The 25166-nt window shown below is 72.0% G+C and carries 19 protein-coding genes, 2 tRNA genes and 2 pseudogenes; 14 read left to right on the top strand and 9 right to left on the bottom strand.

Annotated features, from left to right (window positions below; all coding sequences use genetic code 11):
- The first annotated feature begins 32 nt into the window (after nucleotides 1–32).
- A tRNA-Ala gene (locus tag G3I60_RS14865) sits at nucleotides 33–105 on the top strand.
- Nucleotides 106–198: 93 nt separating this feature from the next.
- On the opposite strand, the gene G3I60_RS14870 is transcribed toward G3I60_RS14865, so the two are convergent.
- Entirely contained in the window at nucleotides 199–696 is a 498-nt protein-coding gene (locus G3I60_RS14870; RefSeq protein WP_138353144.1) for a MarR family winged helix-turn-helix transcriptional regulator, read from the bottom strand.
- Nucleotides 697–740: 44 nt separating this feature from the next.
- On the opposite strand from G3I60_RS14870, the gene G3I60_RS14875 reads away from it, so the two are divergent.
- Both G3I60_RS14875 and G3I60_RS14880 read left to right on the top strand, forming a co-directional pair.
- Nucleotides 741–1724, top strand: coding sequence for an EamA family transporter (locus G3I60_RS14875; protein WP_343241027.1), 984 nt, complete (start codon nucleotides 741–743; stop codon nucleotides 1722–1724).
- 5 nt (nucleotides 1725–1729) lie between these two features.
- Nucleotides 1730–2368, top strand: coding sequence for an NAD(P)-dependent oxidoreductase (locus tag G3I60_RS14880; RefSeq protein WP_164293972.1), 639 nt, complete (start codon nucleotides 1730–1732; stop codon nucleotides 2366–2368).
- A 51-nt stretch (nucleotides 2369–2419) separates the two neighbouring features.
- Here G3I60_RS14880 and G3I60_RS14885 read toward each other — a convergent pair whose 3' ends face one another.
- The gene (locus G3I60_RS14885) at nucleotides 2420–3382 is read right to left on the bottom strand and encodes a helix-turn-helix transcriptional regulator (RefSeq protein ID WP_343241028.1); all 963 of its coding nucleotides are present in this window, start codon (nucleotides 3380–3382) and stop codon (nucleotides 2420–2422) included.
- A 102-nt stretch (nucleotides 3383–3484) separates the two neighbouring features.
- On the opposite strand from G3I60_RS14885, the gene G3I60_RS14890 reads away from it, so the two are divergent.
- Nucleotides 3485–4933: an MFS transporter gene (locus tag G3I60_RS14890; protein ID WP_187144877.1), complete on the top strand. Its 1449-nt coding sequence runs from the start codon at nucleotides 3485–3487 to the stop codon at nucleotides 4931–4933.
- A gap of 134 nt (nucleotides 4934–5067) precedes the next feature.
- Here G3I60_RS14890 and G3I60_RS14895 read toward each other — a convergent pair.
- Both G3I60_RS14895 and G3I60_RS14900 read right to left on the bottom strand, forming a co-directional pair.
- Nucleotides 5068–5187, bottom strand: a pseudogene (locus tag G3I60_RS14895) (alkene reductase); the annotation flags it as partial.
- A 253-nt stretch (nucleotides 5188–5440) separates the two neighbouring features.
- On the bottom strand, nucleotides 5441–6793 hold the full coding sequence (locus G3I60_RS14900) for a glycosyltransferase 87 family protein (protein WP_343241944.1): 1353 nt from the start codon (nucleotides 6791–6793) through the stop codon (nucleotides 5441–5443).
- Between the two features lie 209 nt (nucleotides 6794–7002).
- On the opposite strand from G3I60_RS14900, the gene G3I60_RS14905 reads away from it, so the two are divergent.
- The 9 genes and pseudogenes from G3I60_RS14905 to G3I60_RS14945 all read left to right on the top strand — a co-directional run bounded on the left by G3I60_RS14905 (nucleotide 7003) and on the right by G3I60_RS14945 (nucleotide 20092).
- Nucleotides 7003–7075 (top strand) — tRNA-Ala (locus tag G3I60_RS14905).
- Nucleotides 7076–7630: 555 nt separating this feature from the next.
- The gene (locus tag G3I60_RS14910) at nucleotides 7631–9592 is read left to right on the top strand and encodes a protease pro-enzyme activation domain-containing protein (protein ID WP_164293974.1); all 1962 of its coding nucleotides are present in this window, start codon (nucleotides 7631–7633) and stop codon (nucleotides 9590–9592) included.
- A 254-nt stretch (nucleotides 9593–9846) separates the two neighbouring features.
- Nucleotides 9847–12735, top strand: coding sequence for a leucine--tRNA ligase (gene leuS / locus G3I60_RS14915; RefSeq protein WP_164293975.1), 2889 nt, complete (start codon nucleotides 9847–9849; stop codon nucleotides 12733–12735).
- A gap of 168 nt (nucleotides 12736–12903) precedes the next feature.
- Nucleotides 12904–13440 (top strand): annotated as a pseudogene (locus G3I60_RS14920) (hypothetical protein); the annotation flags it as partial.
- 156 nt (nucleotides 13441–13596) lie between these two features.
- The gene (locus G3I60_RS14925) at nucleotides 13597–14442 is read left to right on the top strand and encodes a DegV family protein (protein ID WP_164293977.1); all 846 of its coding nucleotides are present in this window, start codon (nucleotides 13597–13599) and stop codon (nucleotides 14440–14442) included.
- 335 nt (nucleotides 14443–14777) lie between these two features.
- A complete protein-coding gene (locus G3I60_RS14930) occupies nucleotides 14778–15506 on the top strand; it encodes a ComEA family DNA-binding protein (protein WP_343241030.1) in 729 nt (242 codons plus the stop codon).
- A gap of 71 nt (nucleotides 15507–15577) precedes the next feature.
- Nucleotides 15578–18124, top strand: coding sequence for a ComEC/Rec2 family competence protein (locus G3I60_RS14935; RefSeq protein ID WP_343241034.1), 2547 nt, complete (start codon nucleotides 15578–15580; stop codon nucleotides 18122–18124).
- A gap of 43 nt (nucleotides 18125–18167) precedes the next feature.
- On the top strand, nucleotides 18168–18809 hold the full coding sequence (locus tag G3I60_RS14940) for a helix-turn-helix domain-containing protein (RefSeq protein ID WP_164293980.1): 642 nt from the start codon (nucleotides 18168–18170) through the stop codon (nucleotides 18807–18809).
- A gap of 2 nt (nucleotides 18810–18811) precedes the next feature.
- Complete coding sequence (locus tag G3I60_RS14945; protein ID WP_164293981.1) at nucleotides 18812–20092, top strand: MFS transporter; 1281 nt, start codon at nucleotides 18812–18814, stop codon at nucleotides 20090–20092.
- Nucleotides 20093–20130: 38 nt separating this feature from the next.
- Here G3I60_RS14945 and G3I60_RS14950 read toward each other — a convergent pair whose 3' ends face one another.
- The 3 genes from G3I60_RS14950 to G3I60_RS14960 form a co-directional block, all read right to left on the bottom strand.
- Nucleotides 20131–21579: an APC family permease gene (locus tag G3I60_RS14950; protein ID WP_164293982.1), complete on the bottom strand. Its 1449-nt coding sequence runs from the start codon at nucleotides 21577–21579 to the stop codon at nucleotides 20131–20133.
- Between the two features lie 212 nt (nucleotides 21580–21791).
- Nucleotides 21792–22223 (bottom strand): pyridoxamine 5'-phosphate oxidase family protein, encoded by a 432-nt coding sequence (locus G3I60_RS14955; protein ID WP_232484971.1) that lies wholly within the window; start codon nucleotides 22221–22223, stop codon nucleotides 21792–21794.
- A 183-nt stretch (nucleotides 22224–22406) separates the two neighbouring features.
- On the bottom strand, nucleotides 22407–22658 hold the full coding sequence (locus G3I60_RS14960) for a hypothetical protein (protein WP_138353157.1): 252 nt from the start codon (nucleotides 22656–22658) through the stop codon (nucleotides 22407–22409).
- Between the two features lie 57 nt (nucleotides 22659–22715).
- Here G3I60_RS14960 and holA point away from each other — a divergent pair, with 57 nt between their 5' ends.
- On the top strand, nucleotides 22716–23702 hold the full coding sequence (gene holA, locus G3I60_RS14965) for a DNA polymerase III subunit delta (protein ID WP_138353158.1): 987 nt from the start codon (nucleotides 22716–22718) through the stop codon (nucleotides 23700–23702).
- 135 nt (nucleotides 23703–23837) lie between these two features.
- Here holA and G3I60_RS14970 read toward each other — a convergent pair whose 3' ends face one another.
- Together G3I60_RS14970 and rpsT are read right to left on the bottom strand one after the other, a co-directional pair.
- Nucleotides 23838–24692 carry a hypothetical protein gene (locus G3I60_RS14970; protein WP_239069854.1) on the bottom strand — a complete coding sequence of 285 codons (855 nt, stop codon included), beginning with the start codon at nucleotides 24690–24692 and terminating at the stop codon, nucleotides 23838–23840.
- A gap of 202 nt (nucleotides 24693–24894) precedes the next feature.
- Nucleotides 24895–25161 carry a 30S ribosomal protein S20 gene (gene rpsT, locus G3I60_RS14975; protein WP_138353159.1) on the bottom strand — a complete coding sequence of 89 codons (267 nt, stop codon included), beginning with the start codon at nucleotides 25159–25161 and terminating at the stop codon, nucleotides 24895–24897.
- Between the last annotated feature and the right edge of the window lie 5 nt (nucleotides 25162–25166).

Below are 25166 nucleotides of genomic sequence, written 5' to 3' on the forward strand. Positions count from 1 at the left end.
TCTCGTTCCCAGCGCGAGCCGCTGGAAACGGCGGGGCTGTAGCTCAGTTGGTAGAGCGCTTGCATGGCATGCAAGAGGTCCGGAGTTCAATTCTCCGTAGCTCCACAATGAGGATCCCGTCCGATCACTGCGATCGGGCGGGATCTTTGCGTTTCCGCAGGTCAGTCGGGTGCGGGTCCGGCTCTGGCCGGGCGCGGGTCAGTCGATGGTGTCGCCGAGGGACTCGGAGAGATGCCGCAGGGCGTTGGCGAGGGCCGCCCGCTCGGGTTCGGTCAGCGCGGCGAGCAGCCGGTTCTCGGTGGCGAGGTGGTCGGGCAGCACCTCGTCGATGAGATCGCGGCCGTCACGGGTGAGAGCGACATGCACCACACGGCGGTCCGACGGGCTGGGGGTGCGCGTCACCAGGCCGCGGTCCTGGAGGCGGTCCAGCCGCTGGGTGACGGCTCCTGAGGTGACCATGGCCGCCAGCATCAGCTCGGCCGGTGTCAGCCGGTTCTCGGGGCCGCTGCGGCGCAGCGTGGCGAGGACGTCGAACGACGCGGCGTCGAGTCCGTGCGCGGCGAACGTACGGCGGAGTTCGGCGTCGATCACCCGCGAGAGCCGTTTCAGCCGGCCGATCACCGCCATCGGCGAGACGTCGAGGTCGGGGCGCTGCGTTCCCCACTGCTCCAGCACGCGGTCCACATGATCTGCCACCTGAGTACTGTACCAATGTCTTAGCGATGAGATACATTGTCTTAGTGCTAAGTAATCGAGTCCGGATCATCGTCGTGACCGCGCTGGCGCCCGCGATCTGGGGCACCACCTACCTCGTCACCACCGAGCTGCTGCCGCCCGACCGGCCGCTGCTGGCCGCGCTGTTGCGCGCGCTTCCCGCGGGCCTCGTGCTCGTCGCCCTCACCCGGCGGCTGCCGCAGGGGTCGTGGTGGTGGCGTGCCCTGGTGCTCGGCTCCCTCAACATCGGGGCGTTCCTCGCGCTGCTGTTCATCGCCGCCTACCGGCTGCCGGGCGGGGTCGCCGCGACCCTCGGCGCGCTCCAGCCCCTGCTGGTCGCGGGCCTGTCCTCCGGTCTGCTCGGCGAGCGGCTGTCCCCGCGCACCGTCCTGGCCGGCATAGCGGGCGTGGCCGGCGTCAGCCTGCTCGTGCTGCGGGCCGACGCGCGGCTCGACGCGATCGGTGTCGCGGCCGCTGTCGGCGGGGCCGTCGTGATGGCCACCGGAGTGGTGCTCAGCAAGCGGTGGACGTCACCCGCACCGCTGCTCGCCACCACCGGCTGGCAGCTCGTCGCGGGCGGCCTGCTGCTGCTCCCGGTCGCCCTCCTCGTCGAAGGCCCGCCCCCGGCGAACCTGACAGCCGAGAACCTGGCCGGCTACGGCTATCTCTCGATCATCGGCGCGGCATTCGCCTACGCCCTGTGGTTCCGGGGGATCCGCGACCTGTCGCCCACCAGCGTGACGTTCCTCGGTCTGCTCAGTCCCGTGGTCGCCACGGTGCTCGGCTGGCTCGTCCTGGACCAGGAGCTCACCGCGGCCCAGATCCTGGGCGGGCTGATCGTCCTCGCCGCCCTCGTCGTGGCCCAGACGCGGAACGCTGCGCACCGGCCGGGCCCCGGCGGACCGCCGTGGTTCCGGGGCGCCGGCACCGCTACCGGCGGCGCCCCCGAAGCCGGCGACGTCCGGAACCCCTCGTCCGTCCCCATCGACAACTCATCGAGCAGGAGCTGAGATTGATGCGCATCACCGTCTTCGGAGCAGCGGGCAACGTAGGGCGCCGGGTGGTGGCCGAGGCGCTGGCGCGGGGCCATCAGGTCACCGCCGTCGTGCGCGATCCGGCCCGCTTCCCCGAGCTGCCGGCCGCCGCCGACGCACGGGCGGGCAACGCCGCGAACGCCGACGACGTGGCCGAACTGAGCGCCGGCCAGGACGTGGTGATCGGAGCGACCCGTCCCGCCCCCGGCAGCGAGGGCGAACTCGTCACGGCCACCCGGGGGTTGCTGGCCGGGCTCGCCGGGACCGGCGTCCGGCTGCTGGTCGTCGGCGGCGCGGGCAGCCTGACCGTGCCCGGCACCGGGGGCGTCACCGTCGTCGACGGACCCGGCTTCCCCGCCTCGTGGCGCCCGATCGCGCTGGCGTGCAACGAGCAGCTCGCCGTCTGCCGCGCGGAAACCGCGGTGGACTGGGCCTACTTGAGCCCGTCCGCGCTGCTGGAGCCGGGAGTGCGCACGGGCCGCTACCGGCTGGGCACCGATGAACTGCTGGTCGATGCCAAGGGCGACTCGGCGATATCCATGGAGGACCTGGCGGTGGCGCTGCTGGACGAGGCCGAGCGGCCCCGCCACCACAGGACCCGCTTCACCGCCGGGTACTGATCCCCGGGTGGCCGCCGGCCGCGCCCGCCGGTGTGCGGGTGTCCCGCCCCCTCACGGGAGGCGGGACTCCACCGGCTCCGCCACCCGGTCGGGCACCCGCTCGGCCACCCGTTCCGCCGCTCGCTCCGCTTCTCGTTCCGCCACGATCTCCGAGACCTTCCGGCGGTGCACGGGGCAGCCGATCATCGGCTCGGCCATGACGCGCAACCGCTCGATCTGCGCGCGGCTCTCGTCGTCGGCCGGGGTGTAGACGACGATCCGGTGCTCGGCCATGCCGTCGATGGCCAGCGACACCGAGGTCAGGTTGATCAGCCCGACCGACGCGTGCCGGAACACCTTGAGCCGCGGTCCCGGCGAGGCGACGTCACCGCGTGCCCACATCTGCGCGAACTCCGGGCTCTCGTGGATCAGGCGCGCGATGAACGTCTCCCAGACCGGCTCCCCGACATGCCGGCCGTACGCGGCGCGCAGCTGACCGACCATGCGGGGCAGTTCCTCGTCGCTGTTCACCATCGACGAGCAGCAGTCCGGGATGGTGAACAGCTTCAGCAGCACATTGCGTTCCGCGCGCGGGACGAACGTGGTCGCCGGCCAGATGTCGCGGTAGGCGGCGTTGGAGGCCTGTACGTCGTAGCGCGCGCTGTAGACCACGGCGGGCAGCGGGTCCAAGGCGTCGAGGATGCCCTGCACCTCCTCGCCCACCACCTCCGCGTCGGAGACGTCCTGGCGGACGAACGGCACCCCGGCCAGCCGGTAGAGGTGCTCGCGTTCGGTCACGTCGAGCTGGAGCACCCGGCCGACCGCGTCCAGCACCTGCACACTGGCGTTGATCGGGCGGCCCTGTTCCAGCCACGTGTACCAGGTGACCCCGACCCCGGCGAGCTGCGCGACCTCCTCGCGCCGCAGACCGGGGGTACGGCGCCGCAGCCCCGGCGGCATGCCGACGTCCGCGGGGGTGATGCGGGCGCGGCGGCTGCGGAGAAAGGCGGCCAGCTCGGTGCGGCGTTGGGGCATCTCCCCATCCTCCATCGGCCCGGGCACGCTTGCCAGGTGCTGCCGGTACCAGCATCACAGGGCTCTCGTTACCAGTAGTGCGCCGCGCGCAGGCTGGCGGACATGACGAATTCCGTGCTCCCGTTCCCCGTCACCGACAAGGAGACCACCCCCGGCGCCGACCGGCGCCCGCGCACCGGCCTGCTGCTCGGCATCATCCTGACGGGCCAGTTCATGGCCCTGCTCGACGTCTTCATCGTGAACGTCGCCGCGCCCACCATCCGTACCGATCTGCACGCCTCGGGCGCCGGGCTGCAGCTCATCGTGGCCGGCTACACCATCGCGTACGCCGTGCTGCTGATCACCGGCGCCCGGATCGGCGATCTGCTCGGCCACCGGCGGGTCTTCCTGTCAGGACTGGCCCTCTTCACGGCCTCGTCGCTGGCCTGCGGCCTCGCGCAGTCCACGGGTCAGCTGATCGGCTTCCGGTTCGTCCAGGGCGCGGGCTCGGCCCTGATGATTCCGCAGGTGCTCAGCCTGATCCAGCTGACGTTCAGCGGCGAGGCGCGGTCGAAGGCGCTCAGCGTCTACTCGGCGGTGATCGCCTCGGGCGCGGCGATCGGCCAGTCGCTCGGCGGGGTGCTCGTCAGCGCGGACCTGTTCGGCACCGGCTGGCGGCCGGTGTTCCTGGTGAACGTACCGATCGGGCTGGTCATGCTGGTCGTCGCGCCGCGGGTGATCCCGGCCGACGTCCGCAGCGCCCCGGAACGGCGGCGCGGGCTCGACCTGCCGGGACTGGTGACGCTGGCTGCCGCGGTGACGCTGTTCACCGTGCCGCTGGTGCTCGGGCAGGAGGAGGGCTGGCCGGTGTGGGGCTGGATCTGCCTGGGTCTGAGCGTGGTGCTGTTCGGGCTGTTCACGGTGCTGGAGTCGCGGCTGGCGCGCCGCGGCGGCGCCCCGCTGGTGTCCGGGCGGGTGCTGCGGGCGCCGGGGATGGCGCGGGCGGCGACGATGATCGGCCTGGCGATGGCGGTCAACGCGGGCTTCCTGTTCAGCATCGCCCTGCATCTGCAGACCGGGCTGGGGGACAGCGCGCTGCGCACCGGCCTCACCTTCGCCGTCGCGGCGGTGTTCTTCGGCGGAGTCGGCCTCAACTGGCGCCGTCTGCCGCAGAGCTGGCACCGGTGGCTGGCCCCGGCCGGCTTCGCCGTCGGGGCGCTCTCCTTCGCCGTGCTCGGCCTGGCGCTGCGCGGCGGCGGGCACGGCGGGTTCGCGCTCTTCGCCGGACTGGCGGGGATCGGCACGGGGCTGGGATCGGCGTTCAGCCCGACCCTCACCCGCGCGCTGGGGAAGGTGGCCCCGCAGGACGCGGCCGACGCCAGCGGGCTGCTGGCCACCGTCACCCAGCTCGGCATGCTGGTGGGCGTGGCCACCCTCGGCACCCTGTTCCTGAACCGCCTCGACGTCGCGGGGCCGCACCCGGCGGCCCATGCCTTCGCGGTGACCGCGGCGGCGCTGACCGTCGTCGCGGTGGCCGGGGCGCTGCTGGGGCTGCGGCGCGACAAGGCGTAGGGCCGGACGGAGCCGGGACCGCCTCCCCGCATCCCGGCTCCTCCCGCCCCCTGCCCCGCGCTCCGACCGCCTCGCTGCGAACCGTTCCGCTGCGAACCATTCCGCTCGGAACCGTTCGGCTCCGCCCGCTCCGTTCAGACCAGCGCGGGATAGTCGGTGAAGCCGCGCTCGTCCCCGCCGAAGAACGTGGCGGAGTCGGGGGTGTTGTACGGGCCGCCGGCCGCGAGGCGGCGCGGCAGGTCCGGGTTGGCGAGGACGACGGGCGCGCGGTCCTCGTCGAGGCGACCGAGGCCGGCCACACGCTGCGCGCACCCGTCGAGGAAGCGTGGCGGCAGCTGGAGGAGATCACCGTCGCGGGGCTGTCGGCGGCCGACCGCCGGGAACTGGCCCGGCTGCTGGCCCGGGTCGAGGACAACCTGCTCCGCCGTGGCATGGACGGGGCGGAAGAGACGGACGGGACGGGCGAGGCGGCTGCGATGGAGACGACTGCCGGGGTAGAGGGTTCGGTCAGCGGTTGACGTAGTCGTACGCGGCCGCCCGCCGCGACGACAGCACGGGTGTGGAGCGCCGTCGGCGCGGATCGTTGCGGAAGGCCTGGAACGCCACCGTGCCGGTCACCGCGAGGAACGCGGCGCCGATCGCCGGATAGACCGCGGACAGCGCCATTTGCCCGCCGCTCTGCCCCAGTTCGAACCGCCCGGCGCCGTGCGGGACCAGCCACAGCATGAACGAGCAGAACAGCAGCCCCACCAGGGCCGCCCCCGCCGCCCACAGCGCGTCCCGGCGGCGCAACGCCTCGGTGCCGAGCAGGATCACCATCGGCACCCCCCACACCCAGTGGTGCGACCAGGAGATCGGGCTGACCAGCAGCGCGGTCACCGCGCAGGCCAGCGTCGCCCAGGCCACGTTGTAAGGGAGCCGGTCCCCGGCGAGCAGTGCCGCGACCGAGACGGCCAGGCCCGCGCAGCCGACGGCGGCGGCCGCCAGCAGCCAGCCGCTGCCCGGGTCGCCGGTGTGGAGGGCGCGGGCGAAGATCCCGCGCAGCGACTGGTTGGCGGTGTCCTCGCCGAAGCCGACCCGGTCCGCCGCGAAGAGCATCTCGGTCCAGAACCGCCGTGAGTCGTGCGGTAGCGCCACCGCTGCCATCGCGACCGTCCCGACGAACGTGATGACGGCCACGGCGGCCCGCCGCAGATGCGGATTCCAGGGGCTGTGGCCACGGCGCAGCCGCCGCCAGCCCAGCGCCACCCCGGCCACCGCCAGCAGCACCGCGAACAGCGCGGGCGTCAGCTTGATGCCCGCCGCGATCCCGGTCCCGAAGCCGGCCCAGCGATGGCCCGCGCGCCGCGTCAGGTCCCACAGCACCAGCACGGCCAGCAGCAGGTTGATCTGCCCGTACCGCAGGGTCGTCCACACCGGCTCGCACCACACCGCGACGGACGCGACGGACAGCGTCACCGCCGCGGCCGGCAGCTTGGCCGGCCGCCCGGTCAGCCGCAGCGACAGATGCACCAGCGCCACCAGCAGGCCCAGGTTCGCCACCGTCGCCACCGCGCGCATCCCGCCCACGCCGATCCACGTCAGAGGCATGAACATCAGCGCGGCGAAGGGTGGATAGGTGGTCGGGAGGTTCGCGTACGTGGCCCGCATCTCGTACAGGTCGCCGCCGTTGCGCACGGTCGCGCCCTCGGCCCGGTAGACCATCAGGTCGATCATCGACACATGGGAGGCGCGCTGCGCCATCCAGAAGCCGGCGAAGGAGACCAGGCAGATCGCCGCGGCGAGCAGCGTCGGTCGCCGCAGAATGAACGTCCTGGCCGCAATCATGCGGGTGTCGGCGGTCAGCTGCGTCGCTGTCACAGTGCGCTGCTCCAGGGAGACTGGTGGGGGGCACGGGGCGCCGGTGAACCTGGCACGGAATCCCGACATTACCTGGCTCGGCCTCGGAACAGCAGAGCAACCGTTCCTCCAGGTGAGCCCCCGGCTTCCCGGTAAACGATTTGGCGAAACACCCCCAGGGCCGTGTAATGTATGCCGAGTCGCCGGGGGAACCCGGCGGGGTACACCGCGGGGCTGTAGCTCAGTTGGTAGAGCGCTTGCATGGCATGCAAGAGGTCCGGAGTTCAATTCTCCGTAGCTCCACAATCAGAAGGCCCGATCGCCGAACCGGCGGTCGGGCCTTCTTCTCGTCCGGCCTTCTCCTCGCGTCTTCGCGTCTTCCCGTCTTCGCGTCTTCGGGTCGCAGCGCCGGCGCCGGACAGCGGCGGACCGCCCGGCCGGCCGCCGGTCACCGCCGCTGCCGAGGTGAGCCGGGCGCGGTGCGCCCCGAGCGCGTGACCCCGGCCGAGCCCGCAGCCGCGGTCGTCCTCCGGCGGCCGGCTTCCGGCAACTCCGGCCACGCCGTTGCCGCCGCTGCTAACGTCGATCCGACCGGGTGCCGGATTCCCCGTCAGCACCCGCCGATCGGACCGCGGTTCCGGTCGGCCCGGCCACGGTTCCCACCGGCCGGGCAGCGGCTTCCGCCCCTCGTGACCGGCTCGTGCCGCTTACCGTTCGCTGGCGTTTCCTTGGCCTGCTCTTGGCAATTGCATGCCCCTGACATGAGCTTTTCGGCGAAAGAGTGGCGCTCTGCGGTACGAGCCGTACGCATAGCGGCGACACCGTAATCGGCGTCAACTCGCTTCGCATGGGGGTTTCATGAGATTTGAGCGCAAAAGAACGCGTGCCGGGCTGGCGGTGGCCGCAGCGCTGCCGCTGATGGCCGGCGCGCTCGCGCTGGGCACACCTGCCGCGCAGGCTGACCAACCGCACGACAGGCAGCTGCTCAGTGGCACCAAGCCGCTGTGGGCAACCGCCAATGCGGACAAGGGCGACACGGCGGACGCCAGCGGCGTTACCGCCCGTGTCTACCTGGCGGGCCGGGACGCGAAGGGCCTCACGGCCTATGCGACCGCGGTTTCCGACCCGAACTCGGCTTCCTACGGCAAGTATCTGACCGCGGCGCAGACACAGGCGCGGTTCGGTGCGACGAAGGACCAGATAGCCCAGGTCACCGCCTGGCTGAAGTCCTCGGGCCTCAAGGTGACCGGTACCACCCAGCACTACATCACCGTGAGCGGTGACGTGGCGGCCGCGGAGAAGGCGTTCGGCACCCAGCTGCACAACTTCGCCAAGGACGGCAAGACTTACCACGCCCCGGCGACGACGGCGTCCGCGCCGGCGGCGCTGAACGGCGCGGTGCTCACGGTCGTCGGCCTGGACAACGCTCCCAAGATCGCCAAGCACGACGAGGCGCTGCCGCCTCCCGGCGCGGTGTTCAAGAACGCCGGGCCGTTCTCGAGCTACTTCGGCTCGAACACCAACAAGAAGCTCCCGTCCGCCTACGGCACCAAGGCGCCGTACGCGATCAAGGGCTACACCGGCAAGGACCTGCGCGCCGCCTACGGTGCGAAGAGCTACACCGGTAAGAACGTCACGGTCGCGATCACGGACGCGTACGCCTCGCCGTACATCGTCCAGGACGCGAAGAAGTACGCCAAGAACAACGGTGACCAGGCGTACCGCAAGGGCCAGCTCTCCCAGGTGCTGCCCGCCGACTACAACTCGACCGAGGCCTGCGACGCGGGTGGCTGGTACGGCGAGGAGACGCTCGACGTCGAGGCCGTGCACGCCGTGGCCCCCGACGCCGACATCGTCTACGTGGGTGGCGCGTCCTGCCAGGACAACGACCTGCTCGACGCCCTGAACAAGATCGTCGACGGCCGGCTGGCCGACATCGTCTCCAACTCGTGGGGCGACGTCGAGGCCAATGAGACCCCGGACGTGGCCGCGGCCTACGACCAGACCTTCCTGCAGGGTGCTGTCGAGGGCATCGGCTTCTACTTCTCCTCCGGTGACTCCGGCGACAACGTCGCCAAGACCGGCAAGAAGCAGGTCGACACCCCCGGAAACTCCCCCTGGGCCACCTCGGTCGGCGGCACCTCGCTGAACGTCGGCAAGGGTGAGAAGTACCAGTGGGAGACCGGATGGGGCACCGAGAAGGCTGTGCTGTCGGCTGACGGCAACAGCTGGACGGGCTTCCCCGGCGCCTACACCTCGGGCGCGGGCGGCGGCACCAGCAACCTGTACGCGCAGCCGTTCTACCAGCGCAACGTCGTCCCGGACTCGCTCGCCCTCGCCAACGGCGGCGGCGTGAAGCAGCGCGTCGAGCCGGACATCTCGGCGGTCGCCGACCCGAACACCGGCTTCCTCGTCGGTCAGACCCAGTCCCTCGCGGACGGTTCGCTGGCGTACAGCGAGTACCGGATCGGCGGCACCTCGCTCGCCGCCCCGGTGATCGCCGGCGTCCAGGCGCTCGTGCAGCAGGCGCGGCACGGGATCCCGGTCGGCTTCGCCAACCCGCTGATCTACGACCGGTACGCCACGTCGGCCTACCACGACGTCACGGACCACCCGCTGGGCCAGGGCCGTGACCAGGCGGTCGTCCGCGTTGACTTCGTCAACGGTGTCGACGCGGCGGACGGCACGATCACGTCCCTGCGCAGCCTCGGCAAGGACGCGTCGCTGCACGCCACGGTCGGCTTCGACGACGTCACCGGCGTCGGTACCCCTGGTGCCGACTACGTGACCTCGTACCTGCCGAAGAAGAACCACCGCTGACCTCACGGTCGGCGCACGGGCTGAGCTCCTGAGCCAGTGCACGGGCCCGCACCGGGGCATTCCCGGTGCGGGCCCCTCGCGCGCTGCGGTAACCTGACCCCATGCGTGCCGTACGCCTTCTGCTTAGCAAGCCGCACTGACGACGAACCGAGTCAGTGCGGCGGCCCCTCCTGTGCGAGGGGTTTTTTCGTTTCCGCAGGCAGGCAGCAGACGCGGCGTACGCCCGTCATGATCACGATGGAGCTTCGAGGACGATGAGCGAGACCACCGCCGCCACTGAGGCAGCCGAGCCGCACCGTACTGTGCCGACCTTCAAGTACACCGCTCAGCTGGCCGCCGACATCGAGGCCCGCTGGCAGGACTTCTGGGAGGAGTCCGGTACCTACGAGGCGCCGAACCCCAGCGGTGACCTGGCGGGGGACGCCGAGCTGGCCGCCAAGCCCAAGAAATTCATCATGGACATGTTCCCGTACCCCTCGGGCTCGGGACTGCACGTCGGCCACCCGCTGGGCTACATCGCCACCGATGTGTACGCCCGCCACCAGCGGATGACCGGCCACAACGTGCTGCACACCCTGGGCTTCGACTCCTTCGGGCTGCCCGCCGAGCAGCACGCGGTCGCCACCGGGACGCACCCGCGGGCCTCCACCGAGGACGCCATCGAGAACATGCGGCGCCAGCTGCGCCGGCTGGGCCTGGGCCACGACATGCGCCGGTCGGTCGAGACGATCGACCCGGCGTACTACAAGTGGACCCAGTGGATCTTCCTGCAGATCTTCAACTCCTGGTACGACGAGGAGGCGGGCCGGGCCCGTCCGATCGACACCCTGGTCGCACAGTTCGCCTCCGGCGCCCGCCCGACCCCGGACGGCCGCGCCTGGGACGCGCTGAGCGCCATCGAGCGCTCCGACCTGCTGGGCGAGTACCGGCTGGCGTACGCGTCCGAGTCGCGCGTCAACTGGTGCCCGGGGCTGGGCACCGTCCTGGCGAACGAGGAGGTCACCGCGGACGGCCGCTCCGAGCGCGGCAACTTCCCGGTCTTCAAGTCCAAGCTGCGCCAGTGGAACATGCGCATCACGGCCTACGCGGACCGGCTGATCGACGACCTGGAGCCGCTGGACTGGCCCGAGGCCATCAAGCTGCAGCAGCGCAACTGGATCGGCCGCTCCGAGGGCGCCCGGGTGGACTTCGCCGTCGGCGACGAGAAGATCACCGTCTTCACGACCCGCCAGGACACGCTGTTCGGCGCCACCTACATGGTGCTGGCGCCCGAGCACGAACTGGTCGAGACGGTCGTCCCGGCCGCCTGGCCCGAGGGCACCCACGACGTGTGGACCGGCGGGCACGCCACCCCGGGCGAGGCCGTGGCCGCGTACCGCAAGATGGCCGCCGCCAAGTCCGACGTCGAGCGGCAGGCCGACGCCAAGGAGAAGACCGGCGTCTTCACCGGCGCCTACGCCGTGAACCCGGTCAGCGGGGACCAGGTCCCGGTCTTCATCGCCGACTACGTGCTGATGGGCTACGGCACCGGCGCGATCATGGCCGTCCCGGCGCACGACAGCCGCGACTTCGCCTTCGCCCGCGCCTTCGAGCTGCCGATGCGCTGTGTCGTCCAGCCCTCCGACGGCCGCGGCACCGACCCGGCGGCGTGGGACGACGCCTTCGCCTCGTACGAGGCGAAGCTGGTCAACTCCGCCAACGACGAGTTCTCCCTGGACGGCCTGGGTGTCGTCGACGCCAAGGCGAGGATCACCGAGTGGCTGTCCGGGCACGGCATCGGTGAGGCCACCGTCAACTTCCGGCTGCGCGACTGGCTGTTCAGCCGGCAGCGCTACTGGGGCGAGCCCTTCCCGATCGTCTACGACGAGGCTGGCGTGGCGCACTCGCTGCCCGAGTCGATGCTGCCGCTGGAGCTGCCGGAGGTCGACGACTACTCGCCGCGCACCTTCGACCCGGACGACGCGGACACCCGCCCGGAGACCCCGCTGTCCCGCAACGCGGACTGGGTGAACGTCGACCTGGACCTGGGTGACGGCAACGGGACCCGGCGCTACCGCCGCGAGACCAACACCATGCCCAACTGGGCCGGCTCGTGCTGGTACGAGCTGCGCTACCTGGACCCGAACAACAGCGAGCGGCTGGTCGACCCCGCGATCGAGCAGTACTGGATGGGCCCGCGCGAGGGCCAGCCGCACGGCGGCGTCGACCTGTACGTCGGCGGCGCCGAGCACGCCGTGCTGCACCTGCTGTACGCGCGCTTCTGGTCCAAGGTGCTGTTCGACCTGGGGCACATCTCGTCCTCCGAGCCGTTCCACAAGCTGTACAACCAGGGCATGATCCAGGCGTTCGTGTACCGCGACAGCCGCGGTTTCCCGGTGCCGGCCGCCGAGGTCGAGGAGCGCGACGGGGCCTACTTCCACCAGGGCGAGCCCGTCAGCCGCGTACTGGGCAAGATGGGCAAGTCCCTGAAGAACGCCGTCACCCCGGACGAGATCTGCGCCGAGTACGGCGCGGACACCCTGCGCCTGTACGAGATGGCGATGGGCCCGCTGGACGTCTCGCGCCCCTGGGACACCCGCGCGGTGGTCGGCCAGTACCGGCTGCTGCAGCGGCTGTGGCGCAATGTCGTCGACGAGGAGACCGGTGCGGTCACCGTGTCCGACGCCGAGCCCGACGAGGCGACGCTGCGCGCGCTGCACAAGGCGATCGACGGCGTCGGCCAGGACATGGCGGGCCTGCGCTTCAACACCGCCATCGCCAAGGTCACCGAGCTGAACAACTTCCTGACCAAGGCGGGCGGCGCCGTGCCGCGCGCCATCGCCGAGCCGCTGGTGCTGCTGGTCGCCCCGCTGGCCCCGCACATCGCCGAGGAGCTGTGGCGCAGGCTGGGCCACGACGACTCGCTGGTCCACGCAGCGTTCCCGGTCGCGGACCCGGCGCTGGTCCAGGACGAGGCCGTGATCTGCGTCGTTCAGATCAAGGGCAAGGTCAAGGCCCGTCTGGAGGTGCCGCCGACGATCTCGGACGCGGACCTGGAGGAGCTGGCGCTGGCCGACGCGGGCGTGGTCGCGGCGCTGGGCGGGGCCGCGGTGCGCAAGGTGATCGTGCGGGCGCCGAAGCTGGTCAACATCGTCACCGGCTGACGCTACGGAGTGCGCAGAACCCCTGGTATCCGGCGGTGCGCCGGGTACCAGGGGTTTCCCTTACGGGCGGATTGGGGGTTCGTACGGAGCCACCGATCCGCCCGGTGCGTTTACCGTTGACGGTGGGCCCACCCGGCTGCCCGCGCCCGTTCGACCGGAGGAGCACCCGTGGATATCGCCGTCGTTGTGCTGCTGCTGCTCTTCGCGTCGTTCGTGGCGGTGGGCGTCGTCGCCACCGTACGGACCGTGCGGGCGGTGAAGCGCGGCGTGGAGCGCGGCAGCGCGCAGGCCCGCCGGGTCGTCGAGGACACCGCGCTCAAGGCCCGCCGCTACACGCTGATGGGGGCGGCGGGGGAGCTGGCGCAACTCCGGCTGGACCTGCGGACCTCCATCGACAGCACCTACCGGGCGCTGGAGGCCGGCTCGGCCGAGGACGCCTCGCTCTCCGAGGCGTCCGCCCTGCTCGCCCGGCTCAACGATCACGCGCGGGTGCTGGACACCGAGCTGAAGGTGCTGGAGCGCGAGCCGGACAAGGCGCGGATCGCCGACCGGCTGCCGTCCCTGGCCGAGCGCACCGAGCGGATCACCCACTCCGCCGACGCGCTGCGCTGGGCCGCCCAGGACCGGGCCCGACAGTTCGCCGACGACGATCTCACCGCGCTGGCGCAGCAGATCGACATCGAGGCCGGAGCGCTGCGCCACTGGGCGCCGAGCACGCTGCCGACCGGTGGCCCCACGGGCGGCCCCGCCGGCGATCCCAAGCACATCAGCCGATCTTGACCCGGGCCGCACAAGCACATCAGCCGATCTTGACCCGGGCCGCACTGTCGCCACGCCCGGGCCCCGGGTAACCTCCCGCACATGTCCCCGCATGTCGCTATCGTCACGGATTCCACGGCCTACCTGTCGCAGGAGGCACTGGCCCGGCACGGCATCACCGTCGTTCCGCTGACCGTGGTGATCGGCGACGAGGCGTTCGAAGAGGGCACGGAGATCTCCGCCCCGGCGGTTGCCAGAGCCCTGCAGCGCAGACGTCCGGTGACCACCTCGCGACCCGGCCCGGCGGAGTTCGCCGCGTGCTACCGGGCCGCGGCGGAGGCGGGGGCGGACCACATCGTCTCGCTGCATCTGTCCGCCGAGTTCTCCGGGACCCATGACGCGGCGCTGGTCGCCGCGCGCGACTCGCCCGTTCCGGTACGGGTCGTCGACACCGGAATGGTCGCGATGGCGCTCGGTTTCACGGTTCTGGCGGCGGCCGAGACCGCCGGTTCCGGGGGCACGGCCGACGAGGTCGTGGCCGCCGCCGAGAAGCGCGCGGCGGACACCTTGGCGTACTTCTACGTCGACACCCTGGACTATCTGCGGCGCGGTGGCCGGATCGGTGCCGCGCAGGCGCTGTTCGGGTCGGCGCTGGCGGTCAAGCCGATCCTGCAGCTGGTGGACGGCAGGATCGAGCTGCTGGAGAAGGTCCGTACGGCCTCCCGGGCGATCACGCGGCTGGAGGAGATCGTCGTCGAGCGGGCCGGCAGCCGGCGGGTGGCCGTCGCGGTCCACCACCTGGCCGCCGCCGACCGTGCGGCGGCGCTGGCCGAACGGCTGCGGGAGCGAGTGCCGGGGCTGGACGAGCTGGTGGTGAGCGAGGTGGGCGCGGTGATCGGCGCGCACGCGGGGCCGGGGCTGCTCGGAGCGGTGATTTCACCTCATTGAGTGAGCGAGTTGTCCACAACTCGTGGGTTATCCACAGGATTTGGCAGTGATCATCTTCGTTCGGTGATTCCGCTTAGTTTCGCGGCATGGGAACCACAGCGCTCACCACGATCAGCCGCCGCCGCAGTCACCTCCAGGGCAATCGGGGCGTTCAGCACCTCCAGGGGACGGTGGGGGAGCGCGCCGCCGCGCTCTTCGACCCACCGGACCCGCGCCCGGACCCTCGCCCGGATCCGCCACCGTCACCGCCCGCTGGTTCTAGTCCTTCTACTGCTCCTTCTACTGCTCCTTCTGCGGCTTCTTCGGCCGCGCCGTCGACCTTGGCGTCGGGGTCGGTGCCTGAGGGCGTGGCGCGGTTCCGGGCGACTCCTGCCGAGCGGTTACGAGCCTTCCGCGGCTGGCTGTATGTGCGCTGCGGCCTGGAGTTCAGGACCGCCGCTGCCCTGCTGGTCGTCCTGGCCGTCGCCGTCGGCTTCGCCGTGCAGCACTTCTGGACCGGGCGCCCGCGGACGGTCTCCGCTCCGGCGCGCGTCGACGGACCGTCGCCCGGAGCGTCCCTGTTCTCGATGCGGGGGCCGAGCGCCGCGCCCGGCTCCGGGCCGGCCGGGTCCGTACCGAACGTGCCACCCGCCGTGGGGGCGGCGAAGACGGTCCTGACGGTGGACGTCGCGGGCAAGGCCCGCCGTCCCGGGCTGCTCAGGCTGCCCGCCGGGTCGCGGGTGGCCGATGCTCTCGCGGCGGCCGGCGGGGCGCTCCCGGGGACGGACACCAGCGCGCTGAACCTCGCCCGGGTGCTCGCCGACGGTGAGCAGGTCGTCGTCGGCGGGCCGCCCGCACCCGCCGCCCCCGGACCGGGAGGCGGTGCGCCGGCCGGTCCTGTGAGCCTCAACTCCGCGACCAGCGCCCAGTTGGAGACCCTGCCGGGCGTCGGACCGGTTCTGGCACGGCACATCCTCGACTACCGAGCCCAGCACGGCGGCTTCGCCTCCGTCGACCAGCTGCGCAATGTGACCGGCATCGGTGACCGGCGCTTCTCCGACCTCAAGCCCCTGGTCCAGCCGTGACCCGTCCCAGGGCGGGCCCCGACGCGGCGGCGGGGCGCCGGGCGGATACGGGCGCCGTGGCGCGCTCGGCCGTGCACGCGTCGGCGGTATCACCGCTCGGCGCGTCCAACCCGCACCAGGAGGGCCCTGCGGACCTGCGGCTCGTGCCGCCGGCCCTCGCCGCCTGGCTTGCGTCGGCGCTCGCGCTGGGGATGCCGGGAGAGATGGCGGCCTGGTGTGCGGTGGTCACCGCCGTACTGGGGGTGGCGCTGCTGGTGGTCCGGCGGGGGCGGCCCGCCGGGCTGGCGGTGGCCACCGCCACGGCGCTGCTGTGCGCTTCCGCGGCGACGGCCGTCGCCGTGCTGCATGCGGCGGACGGTCATCGCGGGCCGCTGCCGGCACTGGCTGCCGAACATGCCCACGCTGTCGTCGAGTTGAGGATCACCGGCGATCCGCGGCCTGCCCTCCCGCACGTCCGGGGCGCGGCCCGCGCCCCGGACGCCGTGATCGTCGCGGCGGAGGCCGTCCGTGTCACCGCGCACGGGGTGACCACGAAGGTCCGCACGCCGGTCCTGGTCATCGCCGAAGCGGGCGCACCGCGCAAGCCGGCACCGGGACAGCGGCCGGGGCCACGAACGGGACCGGGCTCGCGCCCGGCCGGGTCGGGTCCCGCGGAGGGCCGGGTGTCCGCGTCGTCCGCCGATCCGTGGCTCGGACTGCTGCCGTCCACCCGGGTCACCGTGGCGGCACGGATCGCACCGTCGGTCCTGCCCGGCGAGCGGAGCGCCGCCGTGCTGTCGGTGCGCGGGCCGCCGCACATCAGTGGCCCGCCCACCGCGACGCAGCGTTTCGCGGGGCGGCTCAGGGCGGGGCTGCGCGCGGCGACGGACGGGCTGCCGCCCGATGCGCGGGCACTGCTCCCCGGGCTCGTCGTAGGGGACACCGCACGGCTCACTCCGGAACTGCGCGAGGCGTTCCGGACCACGGATCTGACCCATCTGACGGCGGTCTCCGGTTCGAATCTGACCATCGTCCTGCTGCTGCTCATCGGGCCGCCCGGCCTCGCCATCCGCGCGGAGCGCCGTGGGCTCGCCCCGCGGATCGGGATCCCGCTGCGCACGACCGCCGTCCTCGGCGGGCTGCTCACCGTCGGGTTCGTCATCGTCTGCCGTCCCGATCCGAGTGTGCTGCGGGCCGCCGCCTGCGGGCTGATCACGCTGCTGGCGATCGGCACCGGCCGCCGCCGCGCCCTGCTGCCGGCGCTGGCCGCGGCGGTGCTCCTCCTCGTCCTCTACGACCCCTGGCTCGCCCGCTCCCACGGTTTCCTGCTCTCCGTGCTGGCCACCGGCGCGCTGCTGACGATCTCCCCACGGTGGAGCGCGGCCCTGCGCCGCCGCGGGATGCCGCCAGGGCCGGCCGAGGCGCTGGGCGCGGCGGGCGCCGCGCAGGCGGTCTGCGCCCCGGTGATCGTGGTGCTCGCCGGGCAGGTGAGCCTGGTCGCGATCCCGTGCAATCTGCTCGCGGAACTGGCGGTGGGGCCGGCCACGGTGCTCGGGTTCGGGGCGCTGGCCGCCGCGCCGTTCGCGATGCCGGCCGCCGAGTGGCTGGCCTGGCTGGCCGGGTGGCCCACCGGCTGGATCGCGGCCGTCGCCCGGCGGGGCGCGGCACTGCCCGGTGCCGGGATCGGCTGGCCCGGCGGATGGGGCGGGGGCCTGCTGCTCGCCGTGCTCACCGTGGCGGTGGTGACGACGGGCCGCCGGCTGCTGGCCCGCCCATGGCTGTGCGCGGCGGTCGCGCTCCTGCTGCTGCTCGCCGTGCTGCGGCCCGTACCGCTCCCACGCGTCATCACGGGCTGGCCGCCGCCCGGCTGGCGGCTCGCCATGTGCGATGTGGGCCAGGGGGATGCCCTGGTGCTGTCCGGGACGGACGGTTCGGCCGTCGTCATCGACGCCGGGCCGGAGCCGGCCCTCGTCGACCGGTGTCTGCGGTCGCTCGGGGTGACCTCGATCGCGCTGCTGATCCTGACCCACTTCCACGCGGACCATGTGGACGGGCTCCCGGGGGTGCTGCGCGGTCGCAAGATCGGCGCGATCGAGACGACGACGCTGGACGAACCGCCCGAGCAGGCGGCCTTCGTCCGCAGACAGGCGGCCGCCGCGCGGGTCCCGGTGGTCCGTGCGGCGGCGGGGGAGCGGCGCCGGCTGGGAGGGCTGGAGTGGCAGCTGCTCTGGCCGCCCGTGACCCCGGGCGAGCTGCCGGACAACGGTCCGAACGACGCCAGCGTCGTCCTGCTGGTCCGTACGGCGGGGCTGACGTTCCTGCTGCTCGGCGACCTGGAGCCGCCGGCCCAGCGGCAGTTGCTGGCGGCCGTCCCCGAGCTGCCCCGGGTGGATGTCCTGAAGGTCGCGCACCATGGCTCGGCCTACCAGGACCCGGTGCTGCTGGCCCGGCTCCGGCCGCGTCTGGCGCTGATCTCCTGCGGCGCGGACAACCCGTACGGCCACCCGGCGCCGCGTACGGTCTCGGCGCTGCGCGCGCAGGGCGCGAGGGTGCTGCGGACGGACACCGACGGATCGGTCGCGGTCGTGGGGGACCGTGCGGACGATCTCCGGGCCACTGTGGTGGGGAGTTCTATGTAAAGACTTCGTTGTAAAGATTTCTTTCTAAAGGTATCTTTACATCATGACCGAGCGGCAGATACACCTCAGCGACCCGCGCGCCCTGCGGGCCTACGCCCACCCGACGCGGATGAAGCTCACCGGTCTGCTCCGCCGGGAGGGCCCGTTCACCGCGACGCGGGCCGCCGAACTGACGGGGGAGTCCGTCGCCAGCTGCTCCTACCATCTGCGGGTGCTTGCCAAGTTCGGACTCGTCGAGGAGGCCGAGGGCGGCCACGGCCGGCAGAAGCCGTGGCGGGCGACGGCGCGCTTCACGGACTGGCCCGGCTACTCGGACGACCCGGCGGTGGCGGACGCGGCGGACGCGCTCACCGTCGCCGTCGCCGAGGACTACTTCCAGAAGATGACCAAGGCGCTGGAGACCCGCCGTGAACTGTCGCGCGACTGGCAGGAAGCGGAGCAGTTCGGCGACACGTGGGTCTATCTGACCCCGGAGGAACTGACCGCGCTGGGCGCGAAGGTGGACGAACTGCTGGAGACGTTCGCCGACCGCGACACGGATCCCGCGCTCCGCCCCGACGGCGCGCAGCGCGTCTCCGTCCTGCGGATCGCCTTCCTGGACCGGGAAGCCGAGGCTCCCGCCGACAACCCGGCCCCCGGCAACGACCCCGCCGACAACCCCGACCCTGACACCGCCGAGGAGTAGTCATGAAGGTCGCCGAGCGCATGCCGGCTCTGCTGCGCGAACGCCCGTTCCGCCGGTACTGGACCGGCCAGACCGTCTCGCTCTTCGGCGACCAGGTGTCGTTCCTCGCGATACCGCTCGCGGCCGTCCTGGTGCTGCACGCGGACGCCGCCCAGATGGGCTGGCTCTCCGCCGCGGGTCTGCTGCCGGCCCTGCTGTTCTCGCTGCCCGCGGGCGCGTGGGCCGACCGGCGGAGCAGGAGGCGGCGCATCATGATCGCCGCCGACCTGGTCCGCGCGGCGCTGATGCTCTCGCTGCCCGCCGCCTATGCCCTCGACGTGCTGACCCTTACGCACCTGTATGTGATCGCCTTCGCCGTCGGCGCCTGCAGCGTCGCCTTCGACGTCTCCAACGCCACGCTCTTCGTCTCTCTCGTGCGGCCCGGCCAGTACGTGGACGGCAACGCGCTCGTCAACGGCAGCCGGGCCTTCTCCTTCGTCGCGGGGCCGAGTGTGGGCGGTCTGCTGGTGCAGATACTCGCCGCACCGCTCACGCTGCTCGTCGACGCCGTTTCCTACCTCGTCTCGGCCGGCTACCTGGCACGTATCTCCACGGTGGAACCACCGGTCGCCCCGGCGGAGAAGGGGCACTTCACCGCCGGGCTGCGGTTCATGGCGGGCTCCCGCATCCTGCGCCCGCTGCTGGCCGCCGCGGCGACCGTGAACTTCTTCAACTTCGTCTTCCACACCATCGTCGTGCTCTACGCGGTCGGTGAACTCGGCCTGAACGCGGGCGTGCTGGGGCTGGTGATCGGCGCCGGGGCGGTCGGCGGACTCATCGGCGCCGCCCTCAGCGGCCGGATCGTCCGGCGGATCGGGATCGGCCCGGCGGTCGTCCTCGGCTTCGCGGTCTTCCCCACCCCGCTGATCCTGGTGCCGCTGGCCGGCGGACCCACCCCGCTGGTCCTCGCCCTGCTCTTCCTCGCCGAATTCGTCTCCGGATTCGGGGTGATGGTGCTGGACATAGCCAGCGGCTCCCTGCAGAGCGCCGTCATCCCCGACCGGCTGCGGGCCCGGGTGACCGGGGCCTACCGCATGGTCAACCACGGCGTCCGCCCGCTCGGCGCCCTGGCGGGCGGCGTGCTCGGCACGGCACTCGGACTGCGGCCCACGCTGTGGATCGCCACCGTCGGCGGAGTGCTGTGCGTCCTGTGGCTGCTGCCCTCGCCGGTACCCCGGATACGCGAACTCCCGGACCAGGAGGAGATCCCGGCCCGGGAGGCCACAACGATGGAGCCGGCGTGACGCGGCGCCCGCAGCGCCGCCGCACAACCGCGGTGTTATCAGCCGACCGTGGCGTGCGCGGGCTCGTCCTCCAGGCCCAGCTGCTCCTCCGGCACCGTGATCACCCAGCGGGTGTCCTGGCGGGGCCGCAGATAGCCCAGCCAGTACAGGCAGGCGACGGCCACGATGCCGCCGGTGATCGCGAGGTCCTTGATCTCCTGCACGTACAGGACGTAGGCCATCACCAGGATCAGGACCGCCGGGACCACGGGCCACAGCGGCATCCGCCACGCGGGCCGCGACTTGTGGCTGCCGCGCCGTGAGGCGAGGGCGCCGACCGCGACCAGCAGATACATCCCGGCGACCGCGACCCCGGTGACGTTGGTGAGCGTGTCCAGCGGGGCGAAACAGAGCGCCGCACCCGGCACGCCGACCGCGAGGGTGGCCACCCACGGGGAACCGAAGCGGCTGTTCAGCGTGGAGAACGCCTTGTTGACCGGCCGCGGCCAGGCGCGGTCGCGGGCCGAGGCGTAGAGCACCCGGGAGTTCTGGATGACCATGACGATGCCCGCGTTGATGATCGCCAGCGCGATGCACAGGCTGACGAACGTCCCCACGGCGGAGTTGCTCCAGGCCTTCACCATCGCCGAGAGGTTGCCCTCGGTCAGGGTCTGCATGTCGGGCGCGCCGAGCGTGATCGCGATGGTGGGGACGATGACGACCACGGCGCCGATGCCCAGTGTCCACAGCACGGTCCGCGAGACGTTCCGGCGCGGGTTCTCCATCTCCTCCGACAGGTACACCGCCGTGCTGAAGCCCTGCAGCACGAAGAGCGCGACGGCCAGCCCCGCGACGATCGCGCCGCCGGTGAGGGCGGCGGTGGCCGGGCTGCCCGGCGCGCCGCCGGTCGCCTCGACGACCGGGTGGATGAGCGTGGACGCCGAACGGGAGGAGTGCGAGAAGCCGAGGACGGCGACCACTCCGGCCGCGATGACCTCCAGGACCAGGAAGATGCCGGTGATCCAGGCGTTCGCCCGCAGATCGAGCAGGCCCATGACGGTGGCGAGCAGCATGACGCCCGCGCCCGCCCACTGGGCGTTGATGTGCATGATCGGTTCGAGGTACTCGCCGGTGCCGAGCGCGATGATCGGCGGCACGATCATCACCACGATCAGCGACAGGATGAAGACGATCCAGCCCGCCAGCCGGCCGATCAGCGTCCCGACCATGGCGTACTCGCCGCCCGCGCTCGGGATGAGGGTGCCGAGCTCGGAGTAGCAGAAGGCCACCGCGATGCACAGGACGGCCGCGATCACGATGGTCAGCGCCGTCCCGGTGCCGAGATCCCCGAAGAGGCCCGGCACGATGACGAAGAGCGACGAGGCGGGCGTCAGGCAGGACAGCGTCAGCAGCGTGCCGCCGACCACGCCGATGGACCGGGTGAGGGCCTTCGGCGGGGTGACGGGCGGCGCGATGGGGGAGTGCGGAGGACGCAGCGTGTCAGTCATGCGGGGTCCGATCGGATGGTGCTGAGGGGGGCTTACCGCCTCCGGTCCAGGGAAAATCGAAGCGGAACGGCCGCTTCATCCCCGGCATCAAACCCCGGCCGCCAAGAACGCGTCAAGAGATTCAGAACAACGAAATCCGTCGTCAATATTGCCGTTCCATGGTGTATGCGAAGCAATGGATCACCCGAGCTGTCGACCTCGATAGATTCCCGTCAGAGAAGCCACTGGCCATCACGCATCAGGTCCCGGTCCTTCAACTCGGCCACGGTGCCCCACGCCTGGACGGTGTGCGGCTGGACCCGGAACCACAGATAGGACGGTCCGTCGCCGCGCGGATCCCAGTCGCCCTTCGCGGCGAAGGCGTCACCGATCTCGACGGGCAGCTCCGCGGCGGTCAGGGTGCCGGCCGTGGCATCGATCTGGACGACGTCACGGGTGTGCCCCAGGCAGACCCGCACCAGCCCGCTCTCCCGCAGATTGCGGCCGGTGGGATTCGTACCGCGGGTGGACAGCCACAGCGCCTCGCCGTCCCACAGGAAGAACAGCGGCACCAGGCACGGCGCCCCCTGGGCGTCGGCGGTGGCCACCCATACGTCCGCGTCGTGTTCGAGCCGGTGCAGCGCCTCGTCCTTGCGCTGCTTCAAGCTCCGGGGCCCGTCCGGAACGGGCGAAGGGGGCGAAGCGGGAGAGACGGCAGCGGAAGAAGGGGCGGAAGGCGTGAGCGGTGCGGAAGGTGTCGTCATGCCCCGTGACGCTACCGAGCACCGACGGACGCCACCACAGCCTGAGGCACTAGATCTCCGGACCTAGGCCGCCCTGGCGACCCGCTACTCGCGGGGCTGTTCCCGCCAGCCGTCGAACTCCTCCGCCAGGGCGTGCAGGGCGGCGCCTTCGAGGCGGCCCTCCTCGTCCTCCACCACGACCAGCCACTGGGCGTCCTCGGCGTCGTCCTCGCCGGCCAGGGCGTCACGGACGAGCTGCGGCTCGAAGGGGAGGCCGAACCGCTCCATGGCCGCCTCTGCGGCCTCCTCGGCGGCATCGCGGTCGGGCAGCACCAGGACATGTCGTACGTCGCTCACCGGACCATTCTCCGCCATGGCCGCCGCTGTCAGTACCCCGTGGGATGCTGGTCCGCGATGGCCAGGAAGAGTTCCCCAGACGATCTGCTCGCTCCGCTCACGCTCGCCGTGGGCCAGGAGGACCTGCTGCTCGACCGCGCCGTGCGGGAGGTGATCGTGGCGGCGCGCGCCGCCGACGCCGACACCGATGTGCGCGACCTCGCCCCCGGAGTGCTGCAGCCCGGCACCCTCGCCGAGCTGACCAGCCCCTCGCTCTTCGCCGAGCGCAAGGTCGTCATCGTGCGCGACGCGCACGACCTCGGTGCGGACACGATCAAGGACGTGAAGGCGTACCTGGACTCGCCCGCCGAGGAGATCACCCTGGTGCTGCTGCACGCCGGCGGGGCCAAGGGCAAAGCTCTGCTGGACGCGGCCCGCAAGGCGGGGGCCCGCGAGGTCGCCTGCCCGAAGATGACCAAGCCGGCCGACCGGCTGGCGTTCGTGCGGAGCGAGTTCCGCGCCCTGGGCCGCTCCGCGACCCCCGAGGCCACCCAGACGCTGGTCGACGCCATCGGCAGCGACCTGCGCGAGCTGGCCAGCGCCGCCGCCCAGCTCGTCGCCGACGTCGAGGGCACGATCGACGAGGCCGTCGTCGCCCGCTACTACACCGGCCGCGCCGAGGCCACCGGCTTCGAGGTCGCCGACTTCGCCGTCACCGGCCGGACCGCGGAGGCGCTGGAGCGGCTGCGCTGGGCCCTCTCGGTGGGCCAGCCGCTGCCCGGCATCACCTTCGCCCTCGCTTCGGGCGTGCGCGCCATCGGCAAGCTCGCCTCCGCCCCGCGCGGCGCCAACCCCGGCCAGCTCGCCCGTGACCTGGGCATGCCCCCGTGGAAGATCGACCGGGTGCGCCAGCAGATGCGCGGCTGGACCGGCGACGGGGTCTCCGCCGCGCTGCGCGCCGTCGCCGAGGCGGACGCCGCGGTCAAGGGCGGCAGCGCGGACCCCGCATACGCCCTGGAGAAGGCCGTCGTAGCCGTGGCCCGCGCCGCCCGCGACCGCTCGTAGAAGCCTGGCGGCTCCTGGAGTCGCGGGCGGCCCAGCAGGCCTCCGGCCGGGCCGCCCGGCTCAGTTCCTCAGCCCCGGCTCAGTTCCTCAGCCCCGGCTCAGTTCCTCAGCCCCGGCTCAGTTCTTCGGCCCTGTTCAGTTCTTCAGCTTGGCCAGCGTCGCCGTGGTGGAGCTCTTCACCCAGCCGGTGACCTCGCTCACCGACGGCGGGGTCTTGTCCTTGTCGAGCGAGGACAGATACATGCTCCAGGCCATCTGGTACGTCATCCAGCCGTCCCGCACGGCCAGCGTCACCGAGCGCGACCCGGACGAGCCGCTGATCGTGTCCTCGGTGATCAGATAGGCCGCGTCGCCGAAGCCGGTGACCTTCTCGGCCTTGTAGTCGCCCTTGCGCTGTGTGTAGCTCTCCCACCGCGCCACGAACTCGGCCGACGGATCGGTCCTCTTGTGCAGCTGCACCGTGGTGGACAGATAGGCGTCCGCGTAGGTCGACCCCGAAGCCTTGAGGTCCATGTCGCAGTACATGTCGTCCAGCGCGTCGTGCTTGAGCGTGTACGTCACCGGGGAGCTGTCGCTCTCCGGGTACTTGCCCTTGAAGGCCGAGATCTCGGCGGCCGAGCAGACATCGGACTGGACCTTGTACCCCTTGAGGTCGGCGGTCGCGGTGTCCTTGTCCTTCCCGCCGAGCAGAAGCACTCCGCCGCCCCAGAAGGCGGACGCGACCAGCGCGCCGACGGCCGCCCACAGCACGGCCTTCCCGGCGCCCGAGCCACCGCCCGGCGGCGGTGGCGGCAGCTGCGGTATCGGCGCACCCTGCGGTCCGTAGTACGACCCGGGCTGGCCCGGCTGCGGCGGTACCTGTTGCGGCACGGGCTGCGCGTACGGGTTCTGCTGGGCCGGAACCGGCGGCCCGAACCCCGGCGAGGGCTGCGCGGCGGACTGGGGACCCGGATACGGGTAGGCGCTCGGCTGATCAGGCGGCGTCGACATGCCGTGAGGATATGGCAACGCCGAAGGCCCCGCTGCCGTCCCGTGAGGATGGCTGCGGGGCCTTCGGATGATGCTGTGTGCGCCGCACCCGCGTGGCGAACGGCCGAGCGCGGCGCGATGTCTTTCGGTTGCCGGTCCGGGCGGTAGAGGGGCCGCTGGTTCCGTTTCCGGCGAGATGGGGCCAGGGGCCCCGGTCAAACGGTCAGGCCTTGATCGAAGCGACCTTGTGAGCCAGCGCGGACTTCTTGTTCGCGGCCTGGTTCTTGTGGATGACGCCCTTGCTGACGGCCTTGTCGAGCTTCTGCGCGGCCTCGCGGTTGGCGATGGTGGCCTTCTCGAGGTCACCGGTCGCCGCGGCCTCGCGGGCCTTGCGGATCGCGGTCTTGAGGGAGGACTTGACCGCCTTGTTGCGCAGGCGCGCCTTCTCGTTGGTCTTGTTCCGCTTGATCTGGGACTTGATGTTCGCCACGAAGG

Origin of the sequence: Streptomyces sp. SID13666, assembly GCF_010548325.1 — a bacterium.
Classification (GTDB): domain Bacteria; phylum Actinomycetota; class Actinomycetes; order Streptomycetales; family Streptomycetaceae; genus Actinacidiphila; species Actinacidiphila fildesensis.

What these genes read in the sequence shown, in the direction of transcription:
- G3I60_RS14925 (WP_164293977.1), top strand. Translation starts at nt 13,597, where the DNA reads ATGTCCCCGCATGTCGCTATCGTCACGGATTCCACGGCCTACCTGTCG.
- G3I60_RS14885 (WP_343241028.1), bottom strand. Translation starts at nt 3,382, where the DNA reads ATGCCCCAACGCCGCACCGAGCTGGCCGCCTTTCTCCGCAGCCGCCGC.
- G3I60_RS14910 (WP_164293974.1), top strand. Translation starts at nt 7,631, where the DNA reads ATGAGATTTGAGCGCAAAAGAACGCGTGCCGGGCTGGCGGTGGCCGCA.
- G3I60_RS14950 (WP_164293982.1), bottom strand. Translation starts at nt 21,579, where the DNA reads ATGACTGACACGCTGCGTCCTCCGCACTCCCCCATCGCGCCGCCCGTC.
- G3I60_RS14945 (WP_164293981.1), top strand. Translation starts at nt 18,812, where the DNA reads ATGAAGGTCGCCGAGCGCATGCCGGCTCTGCTGCGCGAACGCCCGTTC.
- leuS (WP_164293975.1), top strand. Translation starts at nt 9,847, where the DNA reads ATGAGCGAGACCACCGCCGCCACTGAGGCAGCCGAGCCGCACCGTACT.
- G3I60_RS14880 (WP_164293972.1), top strand. Translation starts at nt 1,730, where the DNA reads ATGCGCATCACCGTCTTCGGAGCAGCGGGCAACGTAGGGCGCCGGGTG.
- holA (WP_138353158.1), top strand. Translation starts at nt 22,716, where the DNA reads ATGGCCAGGAAGAGTTCCCCAGACGATCTGCTCGCTCCGCTCACGCTC.
- G3I60_RS14970 (WP_239069854.1), bottom strand. Translation starts at nt 24,692, where the DNA reads ATGTCGACGCCGCCTGATCAGCCGAGCGCCTACCCGTATCCGGGTCCC.
- G3I60_RS14940 (WP_164293980.1), top strand. Translation starts at nt 18,168, where the DNA reads ATGACCGAGCGGCAGATACACCTCAGCGACCCGCGCGCCCTGCGGGCC.
- G3I60_RS14890 (WP_187144877.1), top strand. Translation starts at nt 3,485, where the DNA reads ATGACGAATTCCGTGCTCCCGTTCCCCGTCACCGACAAGGAGACCACC.